Raw genomic sequence first — 22,700 nt, forward strand, 5'->3', positions numbered from 1 at the left:
GGATTGAGCGACGGGCGTAATAGGCCGGCGCGCCGCGTTCGGTGTAGCGGTTTAACCCAGCGCGCCGATCGCCGCTTGCAGCCTGGCGGTGGCCTGGTCCGCGACCTCCTGCAACGCCCCGGCTTCGCCGGTCACTTTGACCATGAGCTGGGGATCCATCGCCTCGACCAAGACCGCGTCAGTGTCGGGGTCGGAGCGCACCACGACGTTGCACGGCAATAATTGGCCGATCTGGCGGTGGATGCCCAGCGCGCGGTGCGCGAGCGCCGGGTTGCAGGCACCCAGGATGAGGTAGTTCTCCATGTCTTCGTCGAGTTTCTGCTTGAGCGTGGCTTTCACGTCGATCGTGGTCAGCACGCCAAATCCCTGATCCGCCAGCGCTTTCGTGGTGCGATCCACCGCGTCCTCGAACGAGGTGTGCAGCGTGGTGCTCAATGCCGATGTCATCTGTTTCTCCTCATTTCGGGTGTGAACGAGCCAGATATCGCCCGGTGGCGGCTAGGCCGCGGTGCGTGGTCGTTGCAGCTGGGCGAATTGTGGGGTTTTGGCCAACGTTTCGACGGCATCGAACAGTGCGGAGGCATCCTCCGCGGCTGGTACCGCGGTCAGGACCGGTCCGAAGAAGGTACGCTCGCCGATTTGCAGAATCGGGCTGCCGCCAGTCTCGCCCAGCGCGTCTTGGGCCGCCTGGTGTTGCTGCCGGATGGACTCGTCCAACGATTCGTCCGATACCGCCGCCGCCGTGGCGCCACGGGCGCCGACCGCCATCAAGACCTGCGCTACGAGGTTGGCATCGACGGGTTCGGAACGATCGAAATACCGCTCGCCGAAGGCGAAATACGCGGCCGGCCATGCCGCGACGCCGCGCTCGCGCGCGACGGCGGCCATCAGCCGACCGATCTGTTGCGAATCACGCATGCGGGCCTGCTGCGCGGGCGGCAGTTCGCGCCCCTCGTTGAGCACCGCCAGGCTCATCAGCCGCCAGTCGATGGCCAATCCCGTGCGCTCGGCGACGGTACGCAGCCAACGTGCGGTATTCCACGAGAAGGGACACACCGGGTCTAGCCACAGCGTCACCTTCGGCGCAATCTGATCACTTTCGGTGGCAGACATTTGCCCTTCCCTCTTCCGTATCGGTGCGGCCGTCAGGCCAGGCTCAGAAACAGTTTTTCCAGCTCATCCATCGACAGGGATGCACTGTCAGCCCGGTTTCCCGCCGGCATGATGCAGTCACGCAGACCCGACGCGATGATCTTGAAACCCGCGCGATCCAGGGCCCGCGATACCGCCGCGAGCTGGGTGACAACGTCTTTGCAGCTACGCCCCTGCTCGATCATCGAGATGACGCCACCGAGCTGCCCCTGTGCCCGACGCAGCCGGGCGAGGACGGCATCGATGTCGCCCTGGTTATGTCTCGCGGTGTCGCCGTCCGGCGCAGAACCGCCGCGTACATCGTTTGCCATAGCTCCTTCATACCATACCCGGCGGGGTATATGCTGCGTCCTGGTCAATACCCTGGGGGGTATGGTATTACTGGATTGCGGCCCACGCCCTGGAGTGCGGGTACCTCGTCACGCGACCGAGCGCGATGCACAGCCGCCGCCCACCGGGCGCGGGCCGTACGGCCCTGTCAGGTGTCACGCCGCGGGCCGAGACTTTTCGCCGGAAAGACCAGGTCACCAAAGGAGGAGACGTCAATGCCTACGTTTCTCGAACGGGCTTGGCTGCCGCTTGTCGTCGTGGCGGCGGTTGCCGTCGGGGGCGTGGCCGTCGATCGGCTCCGCGGGGTTTTCGGCTCCGAAGCGATCTTCACCGCGACCGGCACCAGCGCCGAACCACTCGAGGCCTCGCACATCAAGCGGGTGACCTACGAGGTCTATGGACCCATTGGCACAGCGGGAAGCGTGAACTACCTCGACAACAACGCACAGCCGAAGCAGGCGGACTTCACCGCGCTGCCGTGGACTCTCACCATCACGACCACGGTGCCGGCAGTGATCGCCAGCCTGGTCGCGCAGGGCACCGGTGACGACATCGGCTGCCGCATCACCGTCAACGGCGAGCTCAAGGACGAGAGATCCTCGGCTGGGCGGCACGCCCAAACTTCCTGTCTGGTGAAGGCCGCATGACCACCGACAACGACACCCCTCCGAAATTCATGCGGTTCGTCCGCAGATTCGCCATCCCCATCCTGCTGGGGTGGCTACTCCTGACGGTCGCCCTCAACGTGCTGGTGCCGCCCATCGAGTCGGTCGCGCGAAACCACGCGGTGACCATGTCACCGCAAGACGCGCCCGCGATGATCGCCGCCAAACGCATCGGCGCCACGTTCCACGAGTCCGACTCCGACAGCATCGCGATGATCGTCCTGGAGAACAGCAGCCCACTCGGCGACGAGGCGCATCGCTACTACGACGGCCTGGTGAGGAAGCTGCAGGCCGATCCCAAACACGTGCAGCACGTCCAAAACGTGTGGGGGGACCCACTTACCGCCGCCGGCGTCCAGAGCCGGGACGGCAAAGCCGCCTACGTTCAGCTCAACCTGGCGGGCAATCAGGGCAGCACCGAGGGCAACGAATCGGTCAAAGCCGTCCGCGAGATCGTCGACCACTCGAGTCCGCCCAAGGGGCTGAAGGTATACGTCACGGGTCCCGCGGCGCTGACAACCGACATGAACGAAGCCGCCGATAAAAGCATGTTCAAGATGATGGGCGTCACGGGCCTGGTCATCATGATGATGCTGTTCATCGCCTATCGTTCGATCGGCACGGTGCTTCTGGTTCTCGTCATGGTTGGTTTCGAAATGGGCACGGCCAGAGGACTGGTCGCGCTCCTCGGAAATTCCGGCCTATTGGGATTCTCGACGTTCGTCGTTGCGATGTTGTCGTCGTTGGCGATCGCGGCGGGAACCGATTACGCGATTTTTCTCGTCGGTCGCTATCAAGAGGCACGTCAGGCGGGCCAGGATCGAGAAACCGCCTACTACACGATGTTTCGCGGGACTTATCACATCATCCTGGGCTCTGGGTTGACGATCGCCGGGGCAACGTTCTGCCTGCATTTGGCGCGCCTCTCGTACTTCAAGGCGCTCGGCATCCCGTCAGCGCTGGGTCTGCTCGTCGTCGTGGCGGGGGCGATGACGGCAGCGCCCGCCGTCGTCGCGGTAGCCACCCGGTTCGGTCTGCTCGACCCCCGACGCATGATCAAGACGCGTGGCTGGCGGCGGATCGGCACCGCCACCGTTCGCTGGCCCGGCGCGGTGTTCGCGACCTCGCTCGTCATCGCCATCGTCGGCATCCTGATCATGCCAAGCATGAAGGTCAGCTACAACGATCGCTTCTACATACCGCGTGACCTACCGTCGAACGTCGGATACGCGGCTGCCGAGCGTCATTTCAGCGCCGCCACAATGAATCCCGACATTCTGATGGTCGAAAGCGATCATGACATGCGCAACAGCGGCGACATGATCATCCTGGACCGGATCGCCAAGAACGTCTTCGCATCGCCCGGAATCGCGATGGTGCAGAGCATCACCCGGCCGTTGGGCGGTCCGATCGAGCACACGTCCATCCCGTTTCAGATCAGCGCGCAAGCGATCCCGATCCGGCAGAACATTCAGTTCATGAAGGACCGCAGCGACGACATGCTCACGATGGGTGATGACCTCGGCGCCATGATCGCCTCGATGCAGCGGATGCAGGGCCTACTCGGGCAGATGAGCGGCACGACCCATCACATGGTCGGCGACATGCACGAAATGCAGGCCACGTTGAACGAGATGCGGGACCATCTGGCGGATTTCGATGATTTCGCGCGGCCGTTCCGCGACTACTTGTATTGGGAGCGGCATTGCTTCAACATCCCGGTGTGCTGGGCCTCGAGATCGGTCTTCGAAGCGATCGACGGCGTCGACCAATTCAGCGAAAACATGACCACGCTGATCAAGGACGTGAGCAACGTCGACGCCATACTGCCGCGGCTGCTGGCCGAGTTTCCGCCGATCATCGCCGTCGCCCAATCCATGCAGGGGACGTTGCTCACGATGCACAGCAGCTTTTCCAACCTGATCACGCAACTGGAGCAGATGACCGACACGGCGAGCGCGATGGGGCAGGCCTTCGACGCGTCGCGCAGTGCCGACTATTTCTACCTACCGCCGGAAGCCTTCCAGAATCCCGACTTTCAGCGCGGTCTGAAGCTTTTCCTGTCACCCGACGGGAAGGCCGCGCGCTTCATCATCACCCATGAAGCGGATCCTGCGACGCCGGCGGGCATTTCCGCGGTCATGCCGGAGCTGACCGCCGCGCATCAAGCGGTGAAGGGGACGACCCTGACCGGCGCCAAGTTCTACCTCGCGGGGACCGCGGCCATCTACCGCGACATCCAGTCGGGCTCCCATTACGATCTGCTGATCGTGGGCCTTGCGGCGTTGACGCTGATCTTTGTCGTGATGCTGATCATCACCCGCGCACTGGTCGCATCCCTGGTGATCGTCGGCACGGTGCTGCTGTCGCTGGGGGCCGCTTTCGGTCTCTCGGTGCTGGTGTGGCAACACCTGTTCGGCCTCGAATTGAATTGGATCGCACCGGTGTTCGGGTTGATCATCCTGCTGGCCGTCGGATCCGATTACAACCTGCTGCTGGTGTCGCGGTTCCAGGAAGAGATCGGTGCGGGGCTGAAGACCGGCATCATCCGCTCGATGGGCGAGACCGGCGGAGTCGTCACCTCGGCGGGCCTGGTATTCGCCTTCACGATGATGTCGATGGTCGCCAGCGACCTGCGCTCAATCGGCCAGGCCGGCAGCACGATTGGTCTCGGCCTGCTGTTCGACACCCTGATTGTGCGCTCGTTGATGACACCGTCGATCGCGGCCCTGCTCGGGCGCTGGTTCTGGTGGCCGATACGGGTGCGGCCACGGCCCGCCAGCTCCATGCTCCGGCCCTTCGGTCCGCGTCGCCTCGTTCGGTCGCTGCTACTGGGTGAGGCGGCGGACCGGACAAACGGCGAGCCCGACAGGGCCCTGGCTCGCTCACCGGGGTGATCGGTCGCGAGCGCACAATGGGTCGGTGAGGCTGCTGCTGATCGCCGATACCCACATTCCCAAACGCGCCCGCGACCTGCCCGCGCAGGTGTGGGATGAGGTCGCCGGGGCCGACGTCGTCGTGCACGCCGGCGACTGGATCGCGCCGGAGTTCCTGGACCGTCTCGAAAGCGCTGCGTCTCGCCTGGTGGGGTGCTGGGGCAACAACGACGGCGCGGAACTGCGGGCCCGGCTCCCCGAGCGGGCCGACGTCACCCTGGGGGGCGTCCGGTTCACGGTCACCCACGAGACCGGCGCTGCGGCCGGCCGCGACGCCCGCATGTCCCGGCTGTACCCGGACAGCCAGGTGCTGGTGTTCGGGCACAGCCACATCCCCTGGGACAGCACCACCGAGACCGGGTTGCGCCTGCTCAATCCCGGCTCGCCCACCGATCGGCGCCGCCAGCCGTTCTGCACGTACATGACCGCCGACGTCGACGACGGCGCGGTCACCGGCGTCGTCCTGCATCGTCTGCCCAGGTAGCGGGTACTTACCGTACGCAGGGCTTCCCCACATCAATAGCTCGACTACAGAGGTATCATGGCGGAAGTGAAAACACGCACCGATGTCGTTACCGACCTGTTCGGCGTGGTCGGCCGGTTCCGGCGGCAACTGCGCCGGTCGGCCGGCCGAGCGTTCGATGCGTCGCGGCTCTCCGAATCGCAGTCCGAGCTGCTGTGGCTGGTCGGCCGGCGTCCGGGGATCTCGGTCAGCGCCGCCGCGGCCGAGCTCGGGCTGGTGCCCAATACCGCCTCGACCCTGGTCACCAAGCTGGTGTCCGACGGGCTGCTGCGCCGCACCGCCGGGGACACCGACCGCCGGGTGTGCCGGCTGGAGCTCGCCGAGCCCGCCCAGCAGATCCTCGACGCGTCCCGCGCGGCGCGGCGGGGCCTGCTGTCCGAGCTGCTCGACGAACTCGATGCGGACGAAATCGAGTCCTTGGCAAAGGGATTGGAGGTCCTCGACACGATGACCCGAATGCTTCAGGAGCGACGATCATGAGCGCGGCGCTGCCGATGGCCGTCGACGCCCGGCACCTGACCTATCGCTACGGCCAGTTCACCGCCGTCGATGACGTGACGTTGCAGGTCCGGCCCGGCGAAACGATGGGCCTGCTAGGGCCCAACGGCGCCGGAAAGACGACCATGGTCCGGATGCTCACCACATTGGCCCCGGTGCAGCACGGTGAGCTGCACATTTTCGGCATGGACGCGCGCCGCCAAACCACCGATATCAGAAGCAACATCGGCTATGTCCCGCAACAACTTTCGATCGAGCCCGCCTTGACGGGCCGACAGAACGTGGAGTGGTTCGCACGGCTGTACGGTGTGCCGCGCGCCGAACGCTCCCAACGTGTCGGCCAGGCGCTGGTCGCCATGGACCTGTTGGAGGTGGCCGACCGGATGGCGTCGGCCTACTCCGGCGGCATGGTCCGCCGTCTCGAGGTGGCGCAGGCACTGGTCAACCGGCCGTCACTGCTGGTGCTGGACGAGCCGACCGTGGGGCTGGATCCCATCGCGCGCGACGGCGTGTGGTCGCAGGTGCGAAAGATGCAGGCCCAGTTCGGCATGACGGTGCTGCTGACCACCCACTACATGGAGGAAGCCGACGCGCTGTGCGACCGGGTGGCGCTGATGCACCGCGGGGCGTTGCGCGCCGTCGGCGCACCCGACGCGTTGAAGGCCCAGATATCGAAGGGTTCGCAGGGCGCGACGCTCGAGGACGTGTTCCGCCATTACGCGGCAACGGGTTTGGACGATGAGGCGGCGTCGACGGAGGAATCGGGCTCCATCCGTGAAATCCGTTCCAGCAGAAAGGTGGCGCGCCGTGTCGGTTGATAGCGCCCCGACCGGGACACTGCTCCGCGCGCCGCGGGGGTGGCGGCGGGTTGGTGCGCTGTCCGGCCGCATCGGGGCATTCGCGATCGTCGAACTGCAGAAGCTGCAACACGACCGGACCGAGCTCGTCACCCGGATGGTGCAGCCGGCGCTGTGGCTGCTGATCTTCGGTACCACCTTCAGCCACTTGCACGTCATCGCCACCGGATCGGTGTCGTACCTGGCGTTCCTGGCGCCCGGGATCATCGCCCAGTCGGCGTTGTTCATCTCCATTTTCTATGGGATACAAATCATTTGGGATCGGGACGCCGGGGTGTTGGCCAAACTCATGGTGACGCCTGCGCCGGCGTCGGCGCTGATCACCGGCAAGGCGTTTGCGGCCGGCGTGCGTTCGGTGGCCCAGGTCGTCGGCGTGATGGCGCTGGCGTACTTGATGGGCGTGGGCCTGACGGTCAACCCGCTTCGGATCGCGGCGGCGATGGGCGTCGTCATGCTCGGTGCCGCGTTCTTCGCCTGCCTGTCGATGACGTTGGCCGGCTTGGTACGCAACCGTGATCGCCTGATGGGCATCGGACAGGCGATCACGATGCCCCTGTTCTTCGCCTCCAACGCGCTGTACCCGGTTGACGTGATGCCGGCGTGGTTGCGCGCGCTGAGCAAGGTCAATCCCCTCAGTTACGAGGTCGACGCGCTGCGGGCGCTGCTGATCGGGACACCGTTCAACCCGCTCGGCATCGTCGTGCTGGTGGTGGCGGCGGTGCTCGGAATCACCACGGCGTCAACCCTTTTGCGTCGCCTGGTCGCCTAGACCGGCACCGGCGGATAGCGGATCAGCCGGCACGTCACAAGGGCCGGCGTGGTTTCGAGAGCCGATCGTGATCCGAATGTGATGATGTCTGGCCGACTCTCAATCGTTAGCCAACCGCGATCTGTCGCTGCGGCCACGACACCCGAATTCGGCGCTCTCCCTGTGTTTCACTCCCCGAGAACAGATTCCACCGCATGGTGCGGCAGATGAAAGTTGGGATGGGTAGAGAGCTATGTCGTTCATCGAAAAGGTGCGAAAGTTGCGTGGCGCGGGGGCGAACATGCCGCGCCGACTGGCGATCGCGGCCATGGGGGCCTCCCTGCTGTCCGGTCTCGTCGCCGCCACCGGCGGCTTCCCCACCGCGAGCGCCTTCTCCAAGCCGGGGCTCCCGGTGGAATACCTCGAGGTGCCCTCGCCGTCGATGGGCCGCAACATCAAGGTCCAGTTCCAGCCCGGCGGCGCGCACGCCGTGTACCTCCTGGACGGCCTGCGCGCGCAGGATGACTACAACGGCTGGGACATCAACACCCCCGCCTTCGAGGAGTTCTACCAGTCGGGCCTGTCGGTGATCATGCCGGTCGGCGGCCAATCCAGCTTCTACAGCAACTGGTACCAGCCGTCATTGAGCAACGGGCAGAACTACACCTACAAGTGGGAGACCTTCCTGACCCAGGAAATGCCGCTGTGGATGCAGGCCAACAAGCAGGTCTCCCCGGCGGGCAACGCCGCGGTGGGGCTGTCGATGTCGGGTGGCTCGGCGCTGATCCTGGCGGCCTACTACCCGCAGCAGTTCCCCTACGCCGCCGCGCTGTCGGGCTTCCTGAACCCGTCCGAGGGTTGGTGGCCCACCCTGATCGGTCTGGCGATGAGCGACTCGGGCGGTTACAGCGCCAACAGCATGTGGGGTCCGTCCACCGACCCGGCGTGGAAGCGCAACGACCCGATGATCCAGATCCCGCGGCTGGTCGCCAACAACACCCGCGTCTGGGTCTACTGCGGCAACGGCACTCCCAGCGACCTGGGCGGCGACAACATGCCGGCCAAGTTCCTGGAAGGGCTCACGCTGCGCACCAACCAGCAGTTCCAGAACAACTATGCGGCCGCGGGCGGGCGCAACGGCGTCTTCAACTTCCCGGCCAACGGGACCCACTCGTGGCCCTACTGGAACCAGCAACTGATGGCCATGAAGCCCGACATGCAGCAGGTGCTGCTGGCCAGCAACACCACCGCACAGCCGGCACAACCCGCGCAGCCGGCGCAACCGACACAACCGGCCACGTAACACCCGGCGGACCAGCATCGGCAGCAGCGCACCGGTCAGCGCTGCTGCCGATGCTCTTTCTCACGCCTGCTTGAGCAAGGCGCGCCGATCGGAGTGGAAGTACGTGTAGCCGGTCGTCACCGCGCACACGATCGTGGCTATCACGAGCATCGCCGTCCCGTTGACGAACAGGCTGATGAAGCCGCCCACGGTCGCGCCCAGCACGAAGCTGGCGAACAGCAGAAAATAGCCCAGCCAGTCCGCCACGGTCCCCCCGGCGATGTGGCGCTCGATGCCCTGGCCCATCTTGACCAGCGTCCCGGTCACGTAGCTGAGCGACACCGACACCTCGCCGTCCTTGACGAACGAGGTGTTCAGGGCGCCAATTCCGAAGGCCACCAACATGATCGGCGCAAAATCGAGCAGATTCTCTTCCCAGCCCTCGTCGATGACGTCCACCAGGGTGGCCGCGGCCAGGCTGAACGTCGTCAGCACCGTCGGGCCGTGCGGGTGCGCCACCCAGAAATGCCGCCGGCACACCGAGGCGATCACCACGCCCGAGACGAAGGAGACGATCAACACGCCCGCCGTCACCGACAGCAACACGTCGCCGCGGAAATAGCCGAGCATGGCCCGCTGGGCGTTGCCGGTCATGAAGGTGACGAAGTAGCCGGCGGAATGCGTGAAGGCGGTCGCTCCCAAGATTCCCGCCAGCACCGCCAGCACCCACGACAACCGCGACTCACTGTTGTTGATCTCGTTCGGCACACGCACATGGTTCCAGACGACGGCGGTGCGCGCAGCGCGCGGAACCCGGCCCCGACGCCGTCAGGCGGTCAGGCGCGCGATCGAGCGCAACGGGATCGGCAGCCAGCCGGGCCGGTGCCGCGCCTCGTAGCCGGCTTCGTAGACGGCCTTGTCCAGTTCGTAGGCGGCCAGCAGCTGCGCCGAATCGCGCGGGTCGATCCCGGAGGCGGCCGCGTAGCCGTCGCAGAACGCGCTGCGGTTGCGTTCGACCCACTCGCGGGCCCGGGCCGCCAGCTGCTTGTCATCGGCCTGGTCCACCAGCGGCCCGTAGGCAGCGTAGTCGAACGACCGCAGGACACCGGCCACGTCGCGCAGCGGCGAATCGGGCGCGCGGCGTTCCTCGAGCGGCTGCCCCGGTTCGCCTTCGAAGTCGATGAGCAACCAGCTCTCCGGCGTGCGAAGCACCTGTCCCAAGTGCAGATCACCATGGATGCGCTGCACGGTGATCGTCTCCGCGACCAGCTTGCCGAACCGCTCTTCGACGGTCGCCGAGCACTCCCGCAGCTCGGGAACCAGGGCCACGGTCGCCGACAGCCGCGCCAGCACGTTGTCCACCGGAAAGACCGCGTGGGAGGTGCCGAGGGTGTCGGCCAGGGTGGCGTGCACCGAGGCCACGGCTTCACCGAGGCGGAAGGACTCGCCGGCGAAGTCGCCGCCGACTTCGTACGCGTACAGGTCGCCTTCGGCGAACAGGTCACGGACGCTGGCGGTGGCCATCGCCCAGCCTTCCGCGGCGTTGGCGGCGAATTCGGTCACCATGCCCAGCGGCCACACCTCATCGGCCGCCTCACCCGGACCCGTCATCTCGTAGGTGCCCAGCAGCCGGGCGACGTGCGGGTTGCCCGCGCGGCCCAGCACGCGGTTGAGTTCAATGTCGGGGTTGATGCCGCTGCTGACGCGGCGAAACACCTTGAAAATCGCGTCCCGGTCGAAGATGACGCTGGTGTTGGACTGCTCGGCGTCGGACACGTGGGCCATCGCCTCCAGCGGCAGCTCGGCGTCGGGCTCCTTGGCGAACCGCACCTCGACGCCGGACGCGCCGCGCGCGGCCGACGAATCGATCAGCGACAGCAGGAACTGCGGCGCGTCGGCGTCATACATCGCGTCGAAGCCGGTGCGGTCGTCGGCGGCGCCGATGGTGGCGACGTTGCTGTACTCGGAGACCGGGGCGGAATCCCACCGCACGATCACCTGGTAGCGGTCACGGGAACCGTCGGCGTAGGAGGCGTCGACGAGGACCAGGTCAAGGTCGTCGCGCAAGCCGACGACGACGCTCGGTTCGGCGCTGGACAGCTGGCGGTTGCGTCCGGCGTACCAACGTTGCTGCGGAAGCCACTCAGACCAGGGCAGCTTTCCCGGTTGTGTCGTGGTCATTGGCGCCACTCCTCCTCATCGCTACGCTCAGCATCGTCGCCAGCGCGAGTCGTCATGCGTCCTCCTCGCATCCGGTCAGCCGGAACCAATAGAACCCGTGTCCCGGCAGTGTCAGCAGGTAGGGCAGGTGACCGATGCGCGGAAACTCCACCTGCCCGGTCAGCTCGACCGGCGTGCATCCACTCCAATGCTGCAGATTCAGTTCAATAGGCTGCGGGAACCGCGACAGGTTGTTGACGCACAGCACGGTGTCGCCGTCTTGCCCGTCAGCGGACACCTGCCGCACGAAGGCCAGCACCGACGGGTTCGAGCCGCCCAGCTCCTCGAAGGTTCCGATCGCGAAGGCCTCGTGGCGGCGCCGCACCGCCAGCATCGTCCGGGTGAAGTTGAGCAGCGACGTATTCGTGTCGCGTTGCGCCTCGACGTTGACCGCCTGATAGCCGTAGACGGAGTCCTGGCTGGGCGGCAGATAGAGCCGCCCGGGGTTCGCCTTGGAGAAGCCCGCGTTGCGGTCCGGCGTCCACTGCATCGGGGTGCGCACCCCGTCGCGGTCACCCAGCCAGATCACGTCGCCCATGCCGATCTCGTCGCCGTAGTAGAGGACGGGCGAGCCGGGCAGCGACAGCAGCAGCGCGGTGAACAGCTCGATCTGGTTGCGGTCGTTGTCCAGCAGGGGCGCCAGCCGGCGGCGAATGCCGACGTTCGCCTTCATCCGCGGATCCTTGGCGTACTCCGAGTACATGTAGTCGCGCTCTTCGTCGGTGACCATTTCCAGCGTCAACTCGTCGTGGTTACGCAGGAAGATCCCCCACTGGGCCAGGTCGGGGATCTCGGGCGTCTGGGCCAGGATCTCCGAGATCGGGAACCGCGATTCGCGGCGGACCGCCATGAAGATGCGCGGCATCAGCGGGAAGTGAAACGCCATGTGACATTCGTCGCCGCCGGTGGTGGCGTCGCCGAAGTACTCGACGACGTCGGCCGGCCACTGGTTGGCCTCGGCCAGCAGCACCCGGCCCGGGAATTCGTCGTCGATGACCTTGCGGACGCGCTTGAGGAAGGCGTGCGTCTCCGGCAGGTTCTCGCAGTTGGTGCCCTCCCGTTCGAACAGGTAGGGCACCGCGTCCAGGCGGAACCCGTCGATACCCAGCTCGAGCCAGAAGCGCAACACGTCGATCATCGCTTCCTGCACGGCCGGGTTGTCGTAGTTCAGGTCCGGCTGATGAGAGAAGAACCGGTGCCAGTAGAACTGCTTGCGCACCGGGTCGAAGGTCCAGTTGGACTCCTCGGTGTCGATGAAGATGATCCGCGCGTCGGTGTAGCGCTCGCTGGTGTCGCTCCACACGTAGTAGTCGCCGTAGGGGCCGTCGGGGTCGTGGCGGGACTCCTGGAACCAGGGGTGGGAATCGGAGGTGTGGTTCATCACCAGGTCGGTGATGACCCGGATGCCCCGCTCGTGCGCGGCGTTGAGCAGCGCGACGAAATCCTCGACCGTCCCGAACTCGGGCAGCACCTTGTAGAAGTCCCGGATGTCATAGCCGCCGTCGCGCAGGGGCGAGTCGTAGAACGGGGGCAGCCAGATGCAGTCGATGCCCAGCCACTGCAGGTAGTCCAGCTGCGCTAGCAGTCCGCGCAGGTCACCCGCACCGTCGGCGTTGGCGTCGAAGAACGCGCGGACCAGCACCTCATAGAACACGGCGTGCTTGAACCACGTCGGATCGGTAGGCAGCGCGGCGGCATTGTTGAAGTCCTCGGCGTCGGGGTGCTCGACCACGCCATCCTGGACGTGACTGCCCCCTTCGGGATGGTGCTCGACAGCTTCTCGTGCGTCGTTCATCAAATCCACGATGCCACGGGTACCCGAGGCGCGACATTCGGAATCACGCCCAGACCTGGGCGACGAAACACGGCCGGGGGCAAACGAATTGGCCGCCGGACGGGTCTCGTGGCCGCGTCTGTCAGGCCGGCGGCCCCTCCGCCAGGGTGATGTTCGCGGTGCGGTCGCCGCCGTCAGCGGAACGGTAATGCACCGCGATGTTGTCCCCGGGGTGGTGCGGGACGAGCACCTCGGTCATGGACGTCGCCCCGGTGATCGCGACGTTGTCGACGCCGGTGATGACGTCGCCGGCGGCGATCCCGGCACCCCCGGCGGGGCCGCCGTTGACCACGCGCTGCACGCGGGCGCCGTTGCCGTTGTTGTCCATGACGCCCAGCCCCAAAAATGCGGTGGGGCCGATGTGCACCGTGTTGGAACCGGCGCCGGCCCTGATCTGGCCGGCGACGCCCATCGCGCGGCCGATGGGAATGGCGAAGCCCTGCCCGCCGGACATCTTGTAGCTGTCGGTGGCGGCGGTGTCCACGCCGATCACCTGCCCGGCGTTGTTCACCATGGGACCGCCGGAGTCGCCCGGCCTGATCGGCGCGTCGGCCTGGATGAGGCCGCCCAGATTCTCCTGCGCGCCGGTCAGCGTGTCGGTCGCCGAGACGCTCTGGTTGAGCGCGACGACCTTGCCGGTGACCGCGCTGGGGGTGCCGCCCTGACCGCCGGCGTTGCCCAGGGCGACGATCGGCTCGCCCACCGTGGCCTCGCCACCGATGGCGGCGGTGGGCAGCCCGGCGGCGCCGCGCAGCTGCAACACCGCGATGTCTTGCGTGCGGTCGTAGCCGACCACGTCGACCGCGTAGGTCTGCCCGTTGCCGACGTCGAAGGCGCTGATGTCGGTGGCCCCCGAGATCACGTGGTTGTTGGTCAGCACCACACCGTTCGGGTCGATCACGATGCCGGTGCCGGCGCCCACGGCGTTGTTGTAGCCGAACTTGGTGTCGATGTTGACCACCTGCGGCCCCACCTGACCGACCATCGCCGACGGGTCCAGCGGCAGCGCGGGCGGCGCCGCGGTCGCCGGCCCGGCGGCCAGTCCGACGCCGATACCGGCGTGCAGACCGAGGCCGAGCGCGACCACGGCCAGCACGCTGACCACCCTGGACCAGACCGAGCGGTGGTGCGATTTGCTCATCGGTGACACCCTCCTGCTTCGCCGTCAACAACAACTGTCCCGGCCTCAGGCTCTGGGCGGCACAATTTGTGTACATAACCGTAATGCAGGTAGCTATGCACGGCATGTGTCAGGTTCTCGCGGGCGCTGCTCTCACGCACGGCGCGCCCCTAAGCTGACGCCGTGGGCGAATTCGACCCGCGGGCCAGGTTCACCGAGTCCCCGGTAGCGCGGTTGGGCACCGTCACGCCGGGCGGCGCGCCACACCTGGTGCCGGTGGTCTTCGCGGTCGCCGCCGACCCGGTGAGCGGCCAGGACGTCGTGTACACCGCCGTCGACGCGAAACCGAAGACCACACGGCGGCTGCGCCGGCTGGCCAACATCGACGCCAACCCCCTTGTGAGCCTGCTGGTGGACCACTACGCCGATGACTGGACGCGGCTGTGGTGGGTGCGAGTCGACGGTGTCGCGACCGTCCACGACGATGGCCAGGCCCTGGAGGTTGGGCGCCGGCTGCTGCGCGCGAAATACCCTCAATACCAATCGGTTTCGCTGGACGGTCCGGTGATCGCCGTCGCCGTGCACCGCTGGTCGAGCTGGCATCACTGATCCGCCGCCTGCGCACGCCTGCCAGCGCGCGGCGGCCCATCTGGCCCGACGGTCTTGTGGTCGACGGAAGTTGGGTGAATGGTAGCTAGATAGGTGCTAGCTAGCCCGGCAACCTGGAGGAAGTCATGGCGGACAAGACAACTACTTCCCAAGGCGCGGGAAGCGCTCCTACCGCCAACGGTCCGGATGAGATTCGCAACGTGGTTCTGGTGGGACCGTCCGGCGGCGGCAAAACCACTCTCGTCGAAGCGCTGTTGGTCGCCGCCGGTGTGTTGACGCGAAGCGGCTCGGTGGCGGACGGCAGCACGGTCTGCGACTACGACGAGGCCGAGATCCGCCAGCAACGGTCGGTGGGCGTCGCCGTGGCGTCCCTGTCGCACGACGGTGTCAAGGTCAATCTGGTCGACACACCCGGCTACGCCGACTTCGTCGGGGAACTGCGGGCCGGGCTGCGGGCCGCCGATTGCGCGCTGTTCGTGATCGCGGCCAACGAAGGCGTCGACGAGCCCACCAAATCGCTGTGGCAGGAGTGCAAGCAGGTCGGCATGCCCCGCGCCGTGGTGATCACCAAGCTCGACCACGCCCGCGCGAATTATCAGGAGGCGCTGGCGGCGGCGCAGAATGCGTTCGGCGACAAGGTCTTACCGCTGTACCTACCGACCGGGCTGCCCTCGTGCCAGGGGTTGATCGGGCTGCTGTCGCAGGCGCGCTACGAATACGCCGACGGGAAGCGCACCGTGCAGGCGCCGGACCCGTCGGACGCCGAGCAGATCGAGGAAGCGCGCGGCGCCCTGATCGAAGGGATCATCGAGGAGTCCGAGGACGAGTCGCTGATGGAGCGGTATCTGGGCGGTGAGTCCATCGACGAAGGCGTCCTCATCGCCGACCTGGAGCGGGCCGTCGCCAGGGGGTCGTTCTTCCCGGTGATCCCGGTCTGCAGCACCACCGGCGTGGGCACGTACGAACTGCTCGAGGTCGCCACCCGCGGGTTCCCGTCGCCGATGGAACACCCGCTGCCGGAGGTCTTTACGCAACTCGGCGCCCCGCACGCCAGCCTGACGTGTGACACCGGCTCGCCGTTGCTCGCGGAGGTGGTGAAGACGACGTCGGACCCCTACGTGGGCAGGGTCAGCCTGGTCCGGGTGTTTTCCGGGACCATCAGGCCCGACACGACGATTCATGTGTCGGGCCATTTCGCGTCGTTCTTCGGGACGGCCAACGGCTCCGGCTCCGGGGGCCACGCGCACCCCGATCACGACGAGGACGAGCGCGTCGGGGTGCTGTCCTTCCCGCTGGGCAAGCAGCAGCGGCCGGCCACGGCCGTGGTGGCCGGCGATATCTGCGCGATCGGCAAGCTGAGTCGCGCCGAGACCGGCGACACCCTTTCGGACAAGGCGGAGCCGCTGGTTCTCAAACCCTGGACCATGCCCGAGCCCCTGCTGCCGGTGGCGATCGCCGCCCACGCCAAGACCGACGAGGACAAGCTGTCGGTGGGACTGGGCCGGTTGGCGGCCGAGGACCCGACCCTGCGGATCGAGCAGAATCAGGAGACCCACCAGGTCGTGCTGTGGTGCATGGGTGAGTCCCACGCCGGTGTGGTACTCGACGCGCTGGCCAACCGGTACGGCGTCACCGTGGACACGGTGGAGTTGCGCGTCCCGTTGCGAGAAACCTTCAGCGGCAAGGCGAAAGGCCATGGCCGTCACGTCAAGCAGTCGGGAGGGCACGGCCAGTACGCGGTGTGCGACATCGAGGTGGAGCCGCTGCCGGAAGGCTCGGGCTTCGAGTTCGTGGACAAGGTGGTCGGCGGGGCGGTGCCGCGGCAGTTCATTCCGAGCGTCGAGAAGGGGGTGCGCGCCCAGATGGAGAAGGGGGTGCACGCGGGCTACCCGGTGGTCGACATCCGCGTCACCCTGCTCGATGGCAAGGCGCACAGCGTCGACTCGTCGGACTTCGCGTTCCAGATGGCCGGCTCGCTGGCGCTGCGCGAGGCCGCCGCCGCCACGAAGGTGGCGCTGCTCGAGCCCCTCGACGAGATCTCGGTGCTGGTGCCCGACGATTTCGTCGGCGCGGTGATGGGCGATCTGTCCAGCAGGCGCGGCCGGGTCCTCGGGTCCGACACCGCGGGCAACGAACGCACCGTGGTCAAGGCCGAGGTGCCCCAGGTCGAGCTGACCCGCTACGCCATCGACCTGCGGTCGCTGGCGCACGGCGCCGCCTCGTTCACCCGGTCGTTCGCCCGCTACGAACCCATGCCGGAGTCCGCCGCGGCCCGGGTCAACGCCGGCGTCTGATCCGCCGGGATTTCTAGGCCCCGCGGCCGAACTGTTGGGCGACGGCGCGCCGGTCCAGCGAGCCTTTGGCGGTGTGCGGCAACTCCGCCGCCTGCTGGAAGCCGGTCGGCACCTCGAAGGGGGCCAACCGATCTCGGCAGAACGAGGCCAGCTCGTCGGCCGTCGGCGCGGCCGATCCGCGCGCGACGATCACCGCGGCCACGGTCTCGCCGTACAGCGCGTCCGGCCTGCCGAACACGGCCACCTCTAGGACGTCGGGGTGGCTGGCCAGCACCGCCTCGACCCGCTCCGGCGAGATCTTCTCCCCGCCCCGGTTGATGAGTTCCTTGATGCGGCCCCGGATCACGAGGTCGCCGGCCGGCGACAGCGTCCCGAGGTCGCCGGTGTGCAACCACCCCCGCGTGAAGTTGGCGTCGGTGATCGACGGGTCGCCGAGGTAGCCCCGCACCACGGTGGGGCCGTGCAGCCAGAGCTCGCCGACGGTCTCGGCGGGCAACGACTGACCGTCGGGCCCAACGATCCGGATTTCGGGCCCCGTCGAGCGGCCGACGAGACCCGGTGTGGCGCCGGGGTTTTCGCTGTGCCCCCCGCCTTCGGCCGCCGTGGTCGCGACCTGGTGGGTCGCCTCGGTCATCCCGAACGCGCACACCACCGGGGCCGAGAACGTGTCCTGCAAGGCCTGCGCCGTCTCGGCGGTGAGCGGCGCGCTGCAGCTGCGGATGAACCGCAGGGCGCCGGTGCTGGCGGGCCGCTCGGTTCGGGCCCGTTCCAACAGGATCTGATGAATGGTCGGGACGGCTGTGTACCAGGTGGCCCGGACCGTCTCGATGTCATCCCAGAACGTGTGCGCCGAGAAGCGTCCGCCCGAGGGCAGCAACACCGATCCCCCGGACGCCAGGGTGGCCAGCAGCGCGGCGAGCAGGCCGTGGCCGTGGTAGAGCGGCATCACCGCGACGGTCGAATCCCGCTCCCCCAGAGCGTATCCGGCGACGATGGCCGCGACCGAGCCGGCAATGTTGTCGCGCGTCCAGGGAACCATCTTGGGCATGCCGGTGGTGCCGCCGGTGAACATGATCATGGCATCGTCGTCGCGCAGGCCCTGCGGCGTCGCAACGTCGCGCTGCGGTGCGCCGCTGACGTCCAGGCTGACTGCCGGGTCGGCGTCGCCGACGCTCACCGCGATGCGCCAGGCCGGCGGTGCCGCCTCGACGTGATCCCGGGGCTGGTCGACGAGCACCGCCCGCGCGCCCACCGCCTCGCTGCGGGCGCGCTGCTCGCTGTCGGGCAGAGCCGGATCGAGCGGGGCCACAACGAGCTCCGCACGCGACGCCGCCAGTAGCCCGACCACGAATTCGGCGTTGCTGCCGGCACACAGCGCGACTCGGTCACCCGCCTGTAGGCCGCCGGCCTTCAGTTGTGCGGCGAGATCGTCGACCAGCCGGGTCAAGTCGCGGTAGCTGACCGGGACGCGTTCGGCGGTGACGACCAGCGCGCACGCCTGCGGCGACCGCCGCGCCACCGTCTCGACCAGGTCGGCGATGCGCGGGCCGGCGGGCCCCGTGACCTCTTCGCCGGTTGTCGAATCGGGTCCCATCGCCGCGCTCCTTCCCCACGTTTGCCGTGCTCGTGGCCGTCGATGCCACCCTGCCGGGCGGGGCTCTCGCCCGTCCAATACCGATTCACTCACGCCCGATAAATGTCGGCTATCAAAGCGCGGCCGCACCGCGTCGACCTGCGGCGATAGACATGGTCAATCGTCGGATAGCGCCCTCGACTTGGACACGCGCCGCGCGTCGGGGTCACAGTGTTGGCTAAGGATGGCTAGGCAGTACCGTCCGCCGCACCCGAGGAGTCGCACATGTCCACCGTTTCGGCGTCGGGAAGCGACGCGCAGGGGCCGGCCCGCGTGCTCGACGGCTTCCACCTCGTGGTGGAGGCGCTCAAGGCCAACGACGTCCAGACCATCTACGGCCTCGTCGGCATCCCGATCACCGACCTCGCCCGCACCGCGCAGGCGTCGGGCATCCGCTATATCGGCTTTCGGCAGGAGGCCTCGGCCGGCAACGCCGCGGCGGCCGCCGGATTCCTCACCCGCCGCCCCGGCGTATGCCTCACGACGTCGGGGCCCGGGTTCCTCAACGCATTGCCGGCGTTGGCCAACGCCACGACGAACTGCTTCCCGATGATCCAGATCTCCGGCTCGAGCGACCGGGCGCTGGTGGATCTGCAGCGCGGTGACTACCAGGATCTCGACCAGCTCAACGCCGCCCGGCCGTTCGCGAAGGCGGCCTATCGGATCGACCGGATCGAGGACATCGGTCGCGGCGTCGCGCGCGCCATTCGCACCGCGGTCTCCGGTCGTCCCGGCGGCGTGTATCTCGACATCCCCGGCGACGTCCTGGGCCAGACCCTGCAGGCCTCGGGCGCCGCCGGCACGATCTGGCGGGTGGTCGACCCCGCGCCCCGTCAAGTGCCCGCACCCGACGCGGTCGATCGCGCGCTGGGCGTGCTGGCCCAGGCGCGACGGCCATTGATCGTGCTCGGCAAGGGTGCGGCGTATGCCCAGGCGGACAACGCGATTCGACGGTTCGTCGAGGCCACCGGGATTCCGTTCCTGCCCATGTCCATGGCCAAGGGGCTACTACCCGATTCCCACCCGCAGTCCGCGGCGACCGCACGCTCGCTGGCGATCTCCCGCGCCGACGCCGTCCTGCTGATCGGCGCCCGGCTGAATTGGCTGCTGGGCCACGGGGAGTCGCCGCAATGGTCCGCCGACGCCACATTCGTACAGGTCGATATCGCGGCGACCGAATTCGACAGCAATCAGCCGATCGCCGCGCCGCTGGCCGGCGACATCGGCTCGGTGATGTCCGCGCTGTGCGACGCCGTGACCGCCCAACCCATCACCACGCCCGCGGACTGGACCCGTGAGCTGGCCGACCGCAAGGCACACAACGACGCCAAGATGCGCGAGCGCCTGGCCGAGGACCCCCACCCCATGCGGTTCTATAGCGCCCTGGGCGCGATTCGCGCTGTGCTGCAGGGCAACCGCGACGTGTACGTCGTCAACGAGGGCGCCAACGCGCTCGACCTGGCGCGCAACGTCATCGACATGGAGCTGCCGCGGCACCGGCTCGACACGGGAACCTGGGGCGTCATGGGAATCGGCATGGGCTACGCCATTGCGGCCGCCGTCGAGACCGGCAGGCCGGTCGTCGCGATCGAGGGAGACAGCGCATTCGGCTTCAGCGGGATGGAGATCGAGACCATCTGTCGCTACCGGCTGCCGGTGACCGTCGTCATCCTCAACAACGGCGGCGTCTACCGCGGGGACGAGACCGCCGCACACCCGTCGGACCCGGCCCCCACCGTGCTGAACGCGCGGGCGCGCCACGAGCTGATCGCAGAGGCGTTCGGCGGCAAGGGTTATCACGTCACCACGCCCGGTGAGCTGCGCGCGGCGCTGACCGAGGCGATCGGGTCCGGGGGGCCGTCGGTCATCGACTGCGAGCTCGACCCGGCCGCGGGAGTGGAAAGCGGGCATCTGGCGAGCCTGAACCCGGCCCGCGCGGCCACGGTCAGCGGCGGCGGGTGACGCCCAGGAGCTGGGCGTCGAAAAACTCGTTCAGCGCCAGCCCGGCGGCCGATTCCGCGAGCGCCCGTGCGATCGGCGAACCGGGTCCGCTCGAACCGGTCGCCAGCACGACGTCGGCTTTGAGTACCGGGTCGACCATCTCCACCGCCCGGATTTCCGGGCCCAGCGGCGAGGTCCACAGCCACGTGTGCGGCACGATGGATGCCCAATTCCCGGCGGACGCCTGAGCGAATAGCGAAGCGACGGAATCGGTTTCCACTTGGGGGCTGACGGTGATGCCGTGATCGGCGAACGCCTTGTCGATGATCTGGCGGTCGCGCATGTCGGGGTTCAGCAGCGCCAACGGCAGTTGCGCGGCCTGGGCCCAGGTCATCGTTGCCGCACCGGATCCCAACATCTCCGCGGGCGACAGCAGCACGTAGCGCTCCTGGTAGAGCGGGACCACGTGCACGTCGTGCGCCTCGTCGGGCGTCGCGTGCACGATCGCGGCGTCGAGTTCGAACTCGCGCAGGCGTCGGTAGAGTTCGGTCGCCGCCAGTCGGGACAGGATCTGCACCTTCACCAGTGGATGCGCGGAGCAGAACGCCGAGAGCACCAGGGACGCCGTCGTCGAGGCGGTCGGCACGGTGCCCAGCCGCAGCGTCCCGGTGATGCCCGAGCGCACGGCGTCGACCTCGGCCTTGAAGGCGTCGTGTTCGGCGAGAATCCGCCTGGCCCACACCACCAACCGCTCCCCTTCGGGGGTGAGGCCCTCGAAGCTGCGGCCGCGGTTGATCAGCGTGACGTTCAGTTCCCGTTCCAGCTTGGCGATCGCGGCCGAGAGCGCCGGCTGGGATACGAAACACTTCTCGGCCGCCCGGGCGAAGTGGCGCTCGGAGGCGACCGCAACGAAGTACTCCAGCTGGCGGAAGAGCACCCGCACTCCTCGGGGTTCGGGCTCGGGCTCGGGGCGCCGATCTCGCTGAGGCTAACGCGCGCCCGACGGGTGCGCCAAGCCCGCGGCGGACACCTTCGACCACGCCCGCGGATGATTCGGAGGGTTGTAGCCGCGAAAAACGGTGTATCGGTGCCGCTTTCACGCGTGTGCCGCCCGGGGCCGAGCATCGCTGACAGAATCGAACCCATTCGGCGTTCGAATCGTGATCGTGGCGACCGCGGCGAGCTGTCATTGTTTGCTGAAACAGCCGATTCGTGGGTAACCCGTAGAATATCCGTGTGTTGATCGCACCATCTCGAAGGGTGGACGCTATGCGCCGAGGCGTTCGTTATCTATTTGTTATGGTCGCGATCACGGTCATGGGCCTGGTGGGATCGGTAGGCCGTGGCAGCGCCGCCGTGCCGACGCCCCACTCGTCTCCCGAGGTCGCCTCGATTTTGCCCGCCGACGGCGCCGTGGTCGGTGTGGCGCATCCCGTCGTGGTGACGTTCACCGCGCCGGTGGCCGACCGCGCCGCCGTCGAACGGTCGATCCACGTGACGTCGCCGGGCGGTACGCCGGGGCACTTCGAGTGGATCCACAACACGGTCGTGCAGTGGGTTCCCAACCAGTATTGGCCGCCCCACACGCACGTCTCGGTGGGCATTCAGGCCCTGACGACAGGTTTCGACACCGGCGATGCCCTGCTCGGTATCGCCAGCATCTCCAAACACACCTTCACCGTCAGCAGGGACGGCGAGGTGTTGCGCACCATGCCCGCATCGATGGGTAAGCCCAGCAGGCCCACCCCGATGGGCAGCTTCACCGCGCTGGAGAAGCAGCGCACGGTGGTGATGGACTCGCGCACCATCGGCATTCCGCTCAGCTCCCCCGAGGGCTACAAGATCACCGCCCAGTACGCCGTCCGCGTCACCTGGAGCGGCGTCTACGTGCACTCGGCTCCGTGGTCGGTGGACTCCCAGGGCTACGCCAACGTCAGCCACGGGTGCATCAACCTCAGCCCCGACAACGCCGCCTGGTACTTCAACCAGGTCAACGTCGGCGACCCCATCCAGGTCGTGGCCTGAGCGCCACCCGCGGAGCCCGTCGTGTGACGGTCG

At 67.5% G+C, this 22,700-nt stretch carries 20 protein-coding genes; 11 read left to right on the forward strand and 9 right to left on the reverse strand.

From position 1 onward, the window contains the following. Positions 1 to 51: 51 nt before the first annotated feature. The 3 genes from G6N26_RS17050 to G6N26_RS26580 are packed head-to-tail and all read right to left on the reverse strand — an operon-like array spanning position 52 to position 1,463. Positions 52 to 447 (reverse strand): DUF302 domain-containing protein, encoded by a 396-nt coding sequence (locus tag G6N26_RS17050; protein ID WP_067171758.1) that lies wholly within the window; start codon positions 445 to 447, stop codon positions 52 to 54. Positions 448 to 498: 51 nt separating this feature from the next. Beyond that, on the reverse strand, positions 499 to 1,113 hold the full coding sequence (locus tag G6N26_RS17055; protein WP_083017871.1) for a mycothiol-dependent nitroreductase Rv2466c family protein: 615 nt from the start codon (positions 1,111 to 1,113) through the stop codon (positions 499 to 501). 32 nt (positions 1,114 to 1,145) lie between these two features. Beyond that, positions 1,146 to 1,463, reverse strand: a complete 318-nt coding sequence (locus G6N26_RS26580; RefSeq protein WP_083017873.1) for a metal-sensitive transcriptional regulator — start codon at positions 1,461 to 1,463, stop codon at positions 1,146 to 1,148. A 234-nt stretch (positions 1,464 to 1,697) separates the two neighbouring features. Between G6N26_RS26580 and G6N26_RS17065 the strand changes: the two genes are divergently transcribed. The 7 genes from G6N26_RS17065 to ag85C all read left to right on the forward strand — a co-directional run bounded on the left by G6N26_RS17065 (position 1,698) and on the right by ag85C (position 9,012). Next, entirely contained in the window at positions 1,698 to 2,129 is a 432-nt protein-coding gene (locus G6N26_RS17065; RefSeq protein WP_083017875.1) for an MmpS family transport accessory protein, read from the forward strand. After that, the gene (locus tag G6N26_RS17070) at positions 2,126 to 5,044 is read left to right on the forward strand and encodes an MMPL/RND family transporter (RefSeq protein ID WP_083017877.1); all 2,919 of its coding nucleotides are present in this window, start codon (positions 2,126 to 2,128) and stop codon (positions 5,042 to 5,044) included. Before G6N26_RS17065 ends, G6N26_RS17070 begins: the two co-directional genes overlap by 4 nt. Positions 5,045 to 5,069: 25 nt before the next feature. Further along, on the forward strand, positions 5,070 to 5,567 hold the full coding sequence (locus tag G6N26_RS17075) for a metallophosphoesterase family protein (RefSeq protein ID WP_083017879.1): 498 nt from the start codon (positions 5,070 to 5,072) through the stop codon (positions 5,565 to 5,567). A gap of 57 nt (positions 5,568 to 5,624) precedes the next feature. Further along, a complete protein-coding gene (locus G6N26_RS17080; protein ID WP_067171745.1) occupies positions 5,625 to 6,086 on the forward strand; it encodes a MarR family winged helix-turn-helix transcriptional regulator in 462 nt (153 codons plus the stop codon). Next, positions 6,083 to 6,922, forward strand: coding sequence for an ATP-binding cassette domain-containing protein (locus G6N26_RS17085; protein ID WP_083017881.1), 840 nt, complete (start codon positions 6,083 to 6,085; stop codon positions 6,920 to 6,922). The genes G6N26_RS17080 and G6N26_RS17085 overlap by 4 nt, the downstream gene beginning before the upstream one ends. Next, a complete protein-coding gene (locus G6N26_RS17090; protein ID WP_083017883.1) occupies positions 6,912 to 7,730 on the forward strand; it encodes an ABC transporter permease in 819 nt (272 codons plus the stop codon). Before G6N26_RS17085 ends, G6N26_RS17090 begins: the two co-directional genes overlap by 11 nt. Before the next feature lie 232 nt (positions 7,731 to 7,962). Next, positions 7,963 to 9,012, forward strand: a complete 1,050-nt coding sequence (ag85C, locus tag G6N26_RS17095) for a diacylglycerol acyltransferase/mycolyltransferase Ag85C (protein ID WP_067171739.1) — start codon at positions 7,963 to 7,965, stop codon at positions 9,010 to 9,012. 60 nt (positions 9,013 to 9,072) lie between these two features. On the opposite strand, the gene G6N26_RS17100 is transcribed toward ag85C, so the two are convergent. The 4 genes from G6N26_RS17100 to G6N26_RS17115 all read right to left on the reverse strand — a co-directional run bounded on the left by G6N26_RS17100 (position 9,073) and on the right by G6N26_RS17115 (position 14,186). Continuing rightward, entirely contained in the window at positions 9,073 to 9,759 is a 687-nt protein-coding gene (locus tag G6N26_RS17100; protein WP_083017885.1) for a YoaK family protein, read from the reverse strand. 60 nt (positions 9,760 to 9,819) lie between these two features. Then, positions 9,820 to 11,172 (reverse strand): maltokinase N-terminal cap-like domain-containing protein, encoded by a 1,353-nt coding sequence (locus G6N26_RS17105; RefSeq protein ID WP_083017887.1) that lies wholly within the window; start codon positions 11,170 to 11,172, stop codon positions 9,820 to 9,822. Between the two features lie 52 nt (positions 11,173 to 11,224). Then, complete coding sequence (gene treS, locus G6N26_RS17110; RefSeq protein ID WP_083017947.1) at positions 11,225 to 13,006, reverse strand: maltose alpha-D-glucosyltransferase; 1,782 nt, start codon at positions 13,004 to 13,006, stop codon at positions 11,225 to 11,227. Positions 13,007 to 13,127: 121 nt separating this feature from the next. Continuing rightward, positions 13,128 to 14,186: a S1C family serine protease gene (locus G6N26_RS17115; RefSeq protein ID WP_083017889.1), complete on the reverse strand. Its 1,059-nt coding sequence runs from the start codon at positions 14,184 to 14,186 to the stop codon at positions 13,128 to 13,130. Positions 14,187 to 14,348: 162 nt separating this feature from the next. On the opposite strand from G6N26_RS17115, the gene G6N26_RS17120 reads away from it, so the two are divergent. Together G6N26_RS17120 and G6N26_RS17125 are read left to right on the forward strand one after the other, a co-directional pair. Beyond that, positions 14,349 to 14,774, forward strand: a complete 426-nt coding sequence (locus tag G6N26_RS17120) for a TIGR03668 family PPOX class F420-dependent oxidoreductase (protein ID WP_083017891.1) — start codon at positions 14,349 to 14,351, stop codon at positions 14,772 to 14,774. Positions 14,775 to 14,899: 125 nt separating this feature from the next. Next, positions 14,900 to 17,068, forward strand: a complete 2,169-nt coding sequence (locus tag G6N26_RS17125; protein WP_083017893.1) for an elongation factor G-like protein EF-G2 — start codon at positions 14,900 to 14,902, stop codon at positions 17,066 to 17,068. Between the two features lie 13 nt (positions 17,069 to 17,081). On the opposite strand, the gene G6N26_RS17130 is transcribed toward G6N26_RS17125, so the two are convergent. After that, positions 17,082 to 18,662, reverse strand: a complete 1,581-nt coding sequence (locus tag G6N26_RS17130; protein WP_083017895.1) for a FadD7 family fatty acid--CoA ligase — start codon at positions 18,660 to 18,662, stop codon at positions 17,082 to 17,084. Positions 18,663 to 18,926: 264 nt separating this feature from the next. On the opposite strand from G6N26_RS17130, the gene oxc reads away from it, so the two are divergent. After that, the gene (gene oxc / locus G6N26_RS17135) at positions 18,927 to 20,663 is read left to right on the forward strand and encodes an oxalyl-CoA decarboxylase (RefSeq protein ID WP_083017897.1); all 1,737 of its coding nucleotides are present in this window, start codon (positions 18,927 to 18,929) and stop codon (positions 20,661 to 20,663) included. Here the strand turns inward: oxc and G6N26_RS17140 are convergent. After that, a complete protein-coding gene (locus G6N26_RS17140) occupies positions 20,647 to 21,579 on the reverse strand; it encodes a LysR family transcriptional regulator (RefSeq protein ID WP_067171843.1) in 933 nt (310 codons plus the stop codon). The genes oxc and G6N26_RS17140 overlap by 17 nt on opposite strands. 332 nt (positions 21,580 to 21,911) lie before the next feature. Between G6N26_RS17140 and G6N26_RS17145 the strand changes: the two genes are divergently transcribed. After that, a complete protein-coding gene (locus tag G6N26_RS17145; RefSeq protein ID WP_083017899.1) occupies positions 21,912 to 22,667 on the forward strand; it encodes a L,D-transpeptidase in 756 nt (251 codons plus the stop codon). The last annotated feature ends 33 nt before the right edge of the window (positions 22,668 to 22,700 follow it).

This window comes from Mycobacterium marseillense (assembly GCF_010731675.1).
Taxonomy (GTDB): Bacteria; Actinomycetota; Actinomycetes; order Mycobacteriales; family Mycobacteriaceae; genus Mycobacterium; species Mycobacterium marseillense.